Below are 7,718 nucleotides of genomic sequence, written 5' to 3' on the forward strand. Positions count from 1 at the left end.
ATTTGATAAGTTGCTGGCTTCTTAAGTTACTGCTAGGGGGATTGATTTTATCTATTGGATTCTAGCTATATTCTATAGTGTCATTATTTTAACTACGTTATTTACAGGACTGCTTAGTAATTTATTGTTCTTCATTATCTCAGTAATAGCAGCACTAATTATTGTTTTTAAAGAAAGAAGTAACTTGAATGAAAATAGAAATAGGCAGATTATTGCACTTGGTTTTTTTACATTCATATCTCTATGTACAATTGTTATTGTCTTTTTCAATAGAGAATTAATTGTGTAAAGGTGTTAAGGGAAGATAGAACTGCTATGTATGTTTTTTGCATACATAGCGGTTCTTTTTAATTTTTATCAGAGGAGGAAATAACAATGACACTTAGTCCGTATTTTTTATCACACGATTGGTCGCTGCACTGGACACGTATCCCATCGAATATAAAGCGCTCAGACTATGTAAACGGAGAATCACCGAAAGAACGAAAAGCATTAGAGGCAATAGCGGCAGTGGGATTAATCGGGGGAACACAACTCTCCCGGTTATTTTCTTTGGATAAGAAACGATTAAAACGTATGGTTTCAGAGAAGAAAATCGTTCGTCATGAAATTCATCGAAACAAGCAGGTCATACCAATTTACACACTCGGAATAAGCGGGGCAGTCGTTGCTGGGTTGAATGACTGTTACGAAAGTAATTATTGGGTTGGATACAAAGCGGAGGATGTTTTAAAACGACTTCTGTTTTTTCAATTGTTTCAACATTTTCCGGAATCTAAAATTTTGCCAACACAAGAACCATTCAGTGGGGTGATCTAATTTCAAGGCTGGACAATCTATGTATATGTATTGCGTGGAGATGTAAATGATTTGCTCATATATTTAAAGTGGAGCGGTAAACATTTCAATGAGCGTCTAATCATTATTAACGAATCAATTAGACATTTACAACCACTAAAGGTAACTGCCAAAACTCTCAAGGTTAGGGTGGCTGTAGATGTGGATTTACGGGATGATAATGAAGACCGTAAAAGCTGTTTTATTTATTGGATGAATCCGCTGAGTTTGTTAGCGAAGTAAAAGTATGGGAGGAATATAGAATTAGCTTGTGATTCGATACTCTGAATACCGGTGATAAGAAGGACGCCGCGTTAAAGCAGAATTATTTTATCTATCCAAAGATTAGTCATTTAGGAAACACCCTTTACTTTGGATTGCGATATCGAATGAAGATGAAATGTTCACGACAGTCAGGTGTTTGAGCAGCTAGTCCAGAAAATCATCGACTAGGGTGGGACGTCCTGTAGTCGTTGCCACTGATGTGCAGCCTACAAGACATCAATCATTGCGAACTACCTTTTAGAGAATCAAGTCCTTCCAGCACTTCCATACAAACGACCAATGACAAAGGAGGGATTCTTCAGAAAATATGAGTATGTTTATGACGAGCATTTCGACTGCTATCTCTGTCTTGAAGGACAGGACCTAATGTATCGAACAACCACGAAGGAAGGATACCGCCAGTATGCTACAACTCCTTCTATTTGTGCCTCGTGCCGGGGAATAGAATATGACATTGAATAAAAAAGTTTGATCCAAATGAACTCCCATATGGCTCAAATAAAAAATTCGTCAACCTTGATGGATTGGTACGGTTCTTTAATTTTTTGTTTTATTTTTTCTTTTTATAAGTTTTGAAAGTAGGATGCTAAAAAAGTTCTTCTTTGGTGATTCGTCCTGTGGATTGAATGGTAGCACAACTGGTGCCGAGATTGAATTTTTGGCCGAAGTCTCAATCAGTTTTTCATCCGGCTGTTGTTGATGATTACTGAAAAAACTCCATATAATTTCTGTTGCATTTGGACCCGAGGGATCGGTGTAAGAACCATTCGGGCTTCCACCAGACCAGGCATGCCCCATTTTATCAATCATCCAAAGTTCCGATAATGGCCCACCGTCCCCATCAATATATACATGCTTGGTATAGCTATATCCATTTATAATATCTGATTTGACCAGGGCAGGGGTAACATCAGCAAGGCCTATACCTTCTTCAACGAGAAAATTGGTTTGAGCCCATTGGGTGATAACCTGCTGGCCGTTAATGGGGTGGACCGTTGTATCACAGATTCCATGGAAAACAATCACCCCTATTTTTTTCTTATACTCTCCCATCTCTTGAAATGCACTGTTTCCGCATGCATATGGGTCAAACACGCCTTTCTCCATACTATTCTTAGCTTCCTTAGCCATCGGGTCGGTTAGAAAATATACATTGGCAGCATCATAGGCTAGTCCCGAACAAATTCCGATACCGTTAAAGACATCTGGATACGTAACACCAACAATACAGGCTAGTGCCCCGCCTGCTGAGAAGCCCACAGCGTATACTTTATTTGAGTCAATCTTGTATTTACTTTTGACCTCATTTAAAATCTCATAAATTAGCTTGGGATGTCCCTTACCGCGGTGTTGATTTTCATCTAAAAACCAGTTCCAGCAGCCAAAGGGGTTATACCCGGCCAGATCTGTAGGATTTAATAGATGGTTCATATCAGGATAAAGGACAAGGAATTTTTCCTTTTCAGCAAGTGTGTTCATGTTTGTGCCTGCAGCAAAATCATCCGGATTTTGTTCACATCCATGAAGCATCACCAACAACGGAGACTCTTTATCTGAATTATATTCACTTGGAACATATAGCTTGTATTTAAAATCGTAATAAATAAAATTGAGAAATTCCCCCAAATTTCTGTACCTCCGTTTTTATACTCTATTTACCTATCTTAATCCAATAGTTGTCGCAATATTATCACTTGTTTTACTATTTTAACAGATAATAAGTGATTTAGAGAGTAAAGTTTCAAGGAAATTGATGACACGACTGACAGTTAAGGCACACTGGTTGGAAAAAGGGACAAGAGTGGGATCAAGCATGAAATGGCATGGTTCGGGGTGTTAAGTAACTTAAAATCTGAATAAGGGGAAAGAGAGCTCTGTTATCAACAAAAATCGATTTAGGTTAAATTTTATATCCGACTTATTTATACTATGCGGAGAACTATGATACTATTTTGTGATATAACATTCTGTAAACTTGTTATGAGAGGATGCCAAGGTAAGTAAGAGGGAAATAGATAGAACTGAAGAAATTTGTATTGTATTACCTAAATCTAGCCATACTAACGGTAATTATAGATTAAAGGGTGAAGTTATGGTTATTCGGTTCAATTTTTCTATCTCTAATTGGTCTGTATTGGTGGGGTTTGAAAACGCCAGTAAAAGACATAAATTTTGGGTTGTAACAGAACCGTTTATTGGAATCCAATAGCTAGAATAAGAAAGCGTTGGATAAGAAAAGTGGTTTCGTCTATAAAATAAATGATTATTTAGTACATCAGTCTCAACAAACTGAACAGGTGTTTCCTGATTTTCAGGTTGTAAACTATGTGTAGTTAAAAATGGCTTTAAGAAAGGATATTGAGAATTCAATATAAATTCCTCCTAAAAAAATGATAATTATAGTTATGTTGTAAAAGAAATAGCTATTCATTTTTAAGATTAATTTTAATTACATATTTAAAAAGATCTTCAGCAATCGGGTGCGATTGGTGGACAACCCGCCAATTTAATGACATTACTTTTGCATCACCCACAATCATATGGGATATTTACGCTAAATTGTGTGAGATATATTAAAAGTCGATTCAATCCTCTGGGATACAGTCGGCTTTTTTTATGACTTCTGCCTTTGCAGGTACCATTTAATGATCAATGGAAAAAAATAACTTGACTATTTCAAATAGTAATACACAAGCTATAAATGATCAAAAAACAGTCAACAGAAAGGTGGGGTCAAAATGAAGAATAACATTCAGGTATTACCAATTGTAGCGGCCATTGGAATTGGAGCTGCTGCCTATAGCCTGATGACCGGTCGCGGCGGACAATTACAAAATATGATTCCTCAGTTATCTAACATGAGCAATCAAGGCACAGCAAACCAGCAACAGTAATCTAGAACTGGAACAAGCCAATAATTTAGCGGCGAAAGCATATGAAATCAATTCTAAAAGATTTTAGAGCCAGAAGAAGCGGAGAGTTTATGCCTTTCAACGCCTTCTAGTCATTGTAGGCATTGTCCGTTTGCTATTGAATGTTATCGAAAGTTCAGTAGCTATTAAAATGTAGAAACAACATGCACCGACGGGAATAGCTGTCGGTGTTTTTATATTCAAGTAAATAGAGGAGGAGAGATGTATATGACAACGATTGCCATATTTGAAGCTATTGCATTTATGTTTGTCACAGGAACTATAACAGCGGCTTCGTTTCTGATTGGGTTTAATCAAGGGAAACAGCAGTTACTGAAATACTAAATAAGTTAAGTCGGAGAAATTACGCATTCTAAGCGGCCAAGGTTATTCATGTTATTTCATAGGAAAGTAAAAATGAGCTGGGAGATGTATTCCCAAGCTCATGTATTTTACTGTTCATTTATTACTAATGCGTTAGTTGAAGAAGCAATCAATATAGTTTTATTGTACATATTTACAAATCTTTCTTTATCAATAACATAATGCACAGTGTTTATATACAAAGGAGAGAAGCTGAATTACAATCCAGCTTCTTTCCTTTTATTTTAGTTTAACAATGCAGCACCAATGATGATCAAAAGGATAAACAATACAACAATCAATGCGAATCCCTTTCGCCCATCACAATTATGCATAAATACAAGGTAAACTTTCTTAAAAATAGACTTTTGTCTTTACTAAGTCTTGGATACTACCATCTTTAGCGCTTCTTGTGTAAACCCAAAGTTCACCAGTATTTGATGTAGGGGTTCTGTTGAATGGTAAAGTGCTTGTAAAATTTCCGTACTCAGGAGCTCCTTTATTAGCCATTGTAGAACGTTCGTTAGAAACAATAGTTCCGTTAACGTCTCTTAATTGATATAAAACATTTGCTTCAAACGCTCTTGCCTGACCCTCTATTCTTTGTCCATTAACTACTATTGTTCCCGGAAGTGGAGTCCATACGACAATGTTTTGAGAGGTTGGTAAAGGGAGAATTAGCTCATATTCTGGCCAAATCAGATCACCTTGGTAACCTGGTCGGTTTTGGTTAGCCATTGTTATGCTTGAAAGGGAAATTCCAAATCTATTCGAAATCGATAAAAGTGTATCACCTGATTGTATTTCGTATATAAATACAGGTACTGTCAATGGTTGATTAGGGAAAATAATGTTGGGGTTTACTAAATCATTAATACCAGAAACTAAATCACTAAATGCATCAAACCTAGAAGCAATCTTATTAACTGTATCTCCGGATTTAACAATATAAGTTACTTTTCCGGTTTTAGAAAGGACTGGGACGACAAGTACATCTCCAGGATAAATAAGACCAGGATCAGTTACCGGCTGAAATAAATGATTCGCTCGTCCTATTGCTTCAACAGAACTTCCAAATCTCCGAGCTATTGAAAATAATGTATCGCCCTTACTCACTGTGTAAATATAAGTTTTATTAAAAACTATTGACAATATCATCACCTCCATTTTAATTTTTAAAAGAGTCTTACTCAAAGAAGAATCTATCTAATAAGATATTCTTGTAAAACAAAAAGGATAGGGACGATCATCTTGAGTCATTCATGGAGTTATCAAAAGAATTATAAACGGGAAGTGTCAACGGTACATGTCTGACCGGTTGCGGTTCAAAAAACACAACACCATATTGAAGGTGAAAAGTTTACGATGCAGACCCGCACAGAAAATGGATTTACATTCTTTGAGAAGTTGGGAGAAACAAAAGGGGGGAGCTTAGGCGCAGGCGAAGACGGTCGAGAAGCCGAAGGAAGCCGCGAAGTCGGAGAAGAAAGCGCCCGTAGTAGCGGTTAAGTCGGTTGAAGAAGTCGCGGCAGACTCAAAGGCGAAAGTAGTTGCGGATGCTAAGAAAGCTGACGAAGCAAAGGCGGCTGAAACCGTTCTCGTAAATTTGAAGGTACTCGTAGCGTTGTTAGATGGCGTTATATCCGATGTCAAGCCGAGTCCGCTCGGCAAAGGCGATTGGGGAACGACGTAGGTGATCGTATCGGATGCGTGGTACGTTTCGGCTGAACACGAAAAGGAACGCTTTGCTGAATCGATTTGCGGCGCAGTTAAGCTTACGACAAACGGCGAGGCGGCGCTCGTACATTTCTACGACGCGTATTATAAAGTGCCAGCGAAGGAAAAGGTATTCGGAGGTTACGATATTAAACGGTTATTATATAGAAGGAATCGGAAGGTCTTGCGCAAATTGGCGTTGGTTTTTTTCCTTTAGCCATGCGGATATCGCACAACATAAAAAGAGCCGCGCACTCAAGCGCCAGCCCTTTTCGGTTATTCTCCGTATTCAATTATCATTGCGTCGTGTATTCCGTACGGCTTACCGTTGTCGTCCTTATCGAGCGTATTCAAGGCGTTTACAATCTGTTCTAGTGTGTCGAAGCTAATCGACTTGCTACCACCGTTGCAGAGCTCGTTTATCGTTGCCGGGCGAATCTTGCGCTCGACAGCTACGGCGTTGCGCGTTATGCCCACATCTTCGAGCTTTTGTCCGAGTGTTATTTTTACGTTTGCTTGCATCGTTTCACTCCGTTCTACATATTATGTATGACGTTAAGAGTAAGACTTATTATGTAATAAACTATACTGAATGGAGCGGGTATATTATGACAATCACAGTAGAAATCAGCGCAATTGAACGACTAAAAGCAGCAGGCACTAGCGTAATTCACAATTTCGACGAACTCGGGAGGGGGCGCTTATGATGGCCTTGCGTCGCTACTTCATGGCCGACGATGACGAAGCGGTAAGCCCGTCGGATTATGTATGGATGACAGTAGGCTACGGCGTCCCTATCATAATTACGCTATTTACGGTACTATCAGTTTATTAATCGGGATGGGGGCGAATATATAAAGCAGTGGACTCCGATTCGATTGAAGTATGCTCGATAAGATTTTGTTGTATGTCGAAAACAATGAGACGATAATATAAATTGGGTTGATAGCGAAGCTTACGCTCGATGAAGATTACGTCCAATGGTAAAGAAGAGTGTAGATGGATCATTGGATTTGACTAGGAAGATGTTTAATTTCTAATGATAAAAAGGGATTGAGATAGTGCACACCGGCGCCGTTGAAATAGAAATGAAAACTATTTTAAACAAGACTTGTATTTCATGAGATGGAATGGTATATTTACTAAGTTGCTTTTGCGACATAATGAAAACAACGAAAAAAGAAAGTGAAATTAGTTGTTGACATGAATCGGAAAAAATGTTATGATGTAAAGGCTGTCGCGAAAAACGATAACCACTAAAGATGAAGGATGCAAGTTGATTCTTCTGACATGAACCTTGAAAACTGAACAGCAAAACATCAATGAGATATCGCGAGAGTGTGAACGCACTTGAGCAAAACGTTTCGAAGTAAGTTGATTTCGGTCGACCTAAAAGGGACACACACAAGAATCTTCGGATTCAGAGGAGGAATTAATTCCTCCTTAAGTCAGCAGAAATGAGCTATTCGATTTCTTTATGGAAAACTATTTCTTTTTAGAAATAGTTCTTATGGAGAGTTTGATCCTGGCTCAGGACGAACGCTGGCGGCATGCCTAATACATGCAAGTCGAGCGAAAGTTAGAGAGCTTGCTCTCTAACTTTAG

Annotated in this window: 10 protein-coding genes, 1 rRNA gene and 1 pseudogene; 7 read left to right on the forward strand and 5 right to left on the reverse strand. The window is 38.3% G+C overall.

The features are described 5' to 3' along the window. The first annotated feature begins 375 nt into the window (after positions 1-375). Both AC1TO4_RS18485 and AC1TO4_RS18490 read left to right on the forward strand, forming a co-directional pair. Positions 376-819 carry a hypothetical protein gene (locus AC1TO4_RS18485; protein WP_482106495.1) on the forward strand — a complete coding sequence of 148 codons (444 nt, stop codon included), beginning with the start codon at positions 376-378 and terminating at the stop codon, positions 817-819. Positions 820-1,236: 417 nt separating this feature from the next. Beyond that, positions 1,237-1,557 (forward strand): annotated as a pseudogene (locus tag AC1TO4_RS18490) (IS5/IS1182 family transposase); the annotation flags it as partial. Between the two features lie 102 nt (positions 1,558-1,659). Here the strand turns inward: AC1TO4_RS18490 and AC1TO4_RS18495 are convergent. Both AC1TO4_RS18495 and AC1TO4_RS18500 read right to left on the reverse strand, forming a co-directional pair. Further along, on the reverse strand, positions 1,660-2,748 hold the full coding sequence (locus AC1TO4_RS18495; RefSeq protein WP_482106496.1) for an extracellular catalytic domain type 1 short-chain-length polyhydroxyalkanoate depolymerase: 1,089 nt from the start codon (positions 2,746-2,748) through the stop codon (positions 1,660-1,662). A gap of 444 nt (positions 2,749-3,192) precedes the next feature. After that, entirely contained in the window at positions 3,193-3,492 is a 300-nt protein-coding gene (locus tag AC1TO4_RS18500; protein WP_482106497.1) for a hypothetical protein, read from the reverse strand. A 368-nt stretch (positions 3,493-3,860) separates the two neighbouring features. On the opposite strand from AC1TO4_RS18500, the gene AC1TO4_RS18505 reads away from it, so the two are divergent. Next, on the forward strand, positions 3,861-4,016 hold the full coding sequence (locus AC1TO4_RS18505; protein WP_482106498.1) for a hypothetical protein: 156 nt from the start codon (positions 3,861-3,863) through the stop codon (positions 4,014-4,016). Positions 4,017-4,642: 626 nt separating this feature from the next. Here the strand turns inward: AC1TO4_RS18505 and AC1TO4_RS18510 are convergent. Together AC1TO4_RS18510 and AC1TO4_RS18515 are read right to left on the reverse strand one after the other, a co-directional pair. Next, a complete protein-coding gene (locus AC1TO4_RS18510; protein WP_482106499.1) occupies positions 4,643-4,732 on the reverse strand; it encodes a YjcZ family sporulation protein in 90 nt (29 codons plus the stop codon). A gap of 19 nt (positions 4,733-4,751) precedes the next feature. After that, positions 4,752-5,549: a LysM peptidoglycan-binding domain-containing protein gene (locus AC1TO4_RS18515; RefSeq protein ID WP_482106500.1), complete on the reverse strand. Its 798-nt coding sequence runs from the start codon at positions 5,547-5,549 to the stop codon at positions 4,752-4,754. Between the two features lie 213 nt (positions 5,550-5,762). Between AC1TO4_RS18515 and AC1TO4_RS18520 the strand changes: the two genes are divergently transcribed. Beyond that, on the forward strand, positions 5,763-5,906 hold the full coding sequence (locus tag AC1TO4_RS18520; RefSeq protein ID WP_482106501.1) for a hypothetical protein: 144 nt from the start codon (positions 5,763-5,765) through the stop codon (positions 5,904-5,906). A gap of 184 nt (positions 5,907-6,090) precedes the next feature. After that, entirely contained in the window at positions 6,091-6,330 is a 240-nt protein-coding gene (locus AC1TO4_RS18525; protein WP_482106502.1) for a hypothetical protein, read from the forward strand. A 59-nt stretch (positions 6,331-6,389) separates the two neighbouring features. Here the strand turns inward: AC1TO4_RS18525 and AC1TO4_RS18530 are convergent, their stop codons facing one another. After that, entirely contained in the window at positions 6,390-6,635 is a 246-nt protein-coding gene (locus AC1TO4_RS18530; protein ID WP_482106503.1) for a helix-turn-helix domain-containing protein, read from the reverse strand. Positions 6,636-6,816: 181 nt separating this feature from the next. Between AC1TO4_RS18530 and AC1TO4_RS18535 the strand changes: the two genes are divergently transcribed. Both AC1TO4_RS18535 and AC1TO4_RS18540 read left to right on the forward strand, forming a co-directional pair. Then, positions 6,817-6,948, forward strand: a complete 132-nt coding sequence (locus tag AC1TO4_RS18535; protein WP_482100620.1) for a hypothetical protein — start codon at positions 6,817-6,819, stop codon at positions 6,946-6,948. A gap of 672 nt (positions 6,949-7,620) precedes the next feature. Then, positions 7,621-7,718, forward strand: a 16S ribosomal RNA gene (locus AC1TO4_RS18540); the annotation flags it as partial.

Source organism: Sporosarcina sp. Y838 (assembly GCF_056786515.1).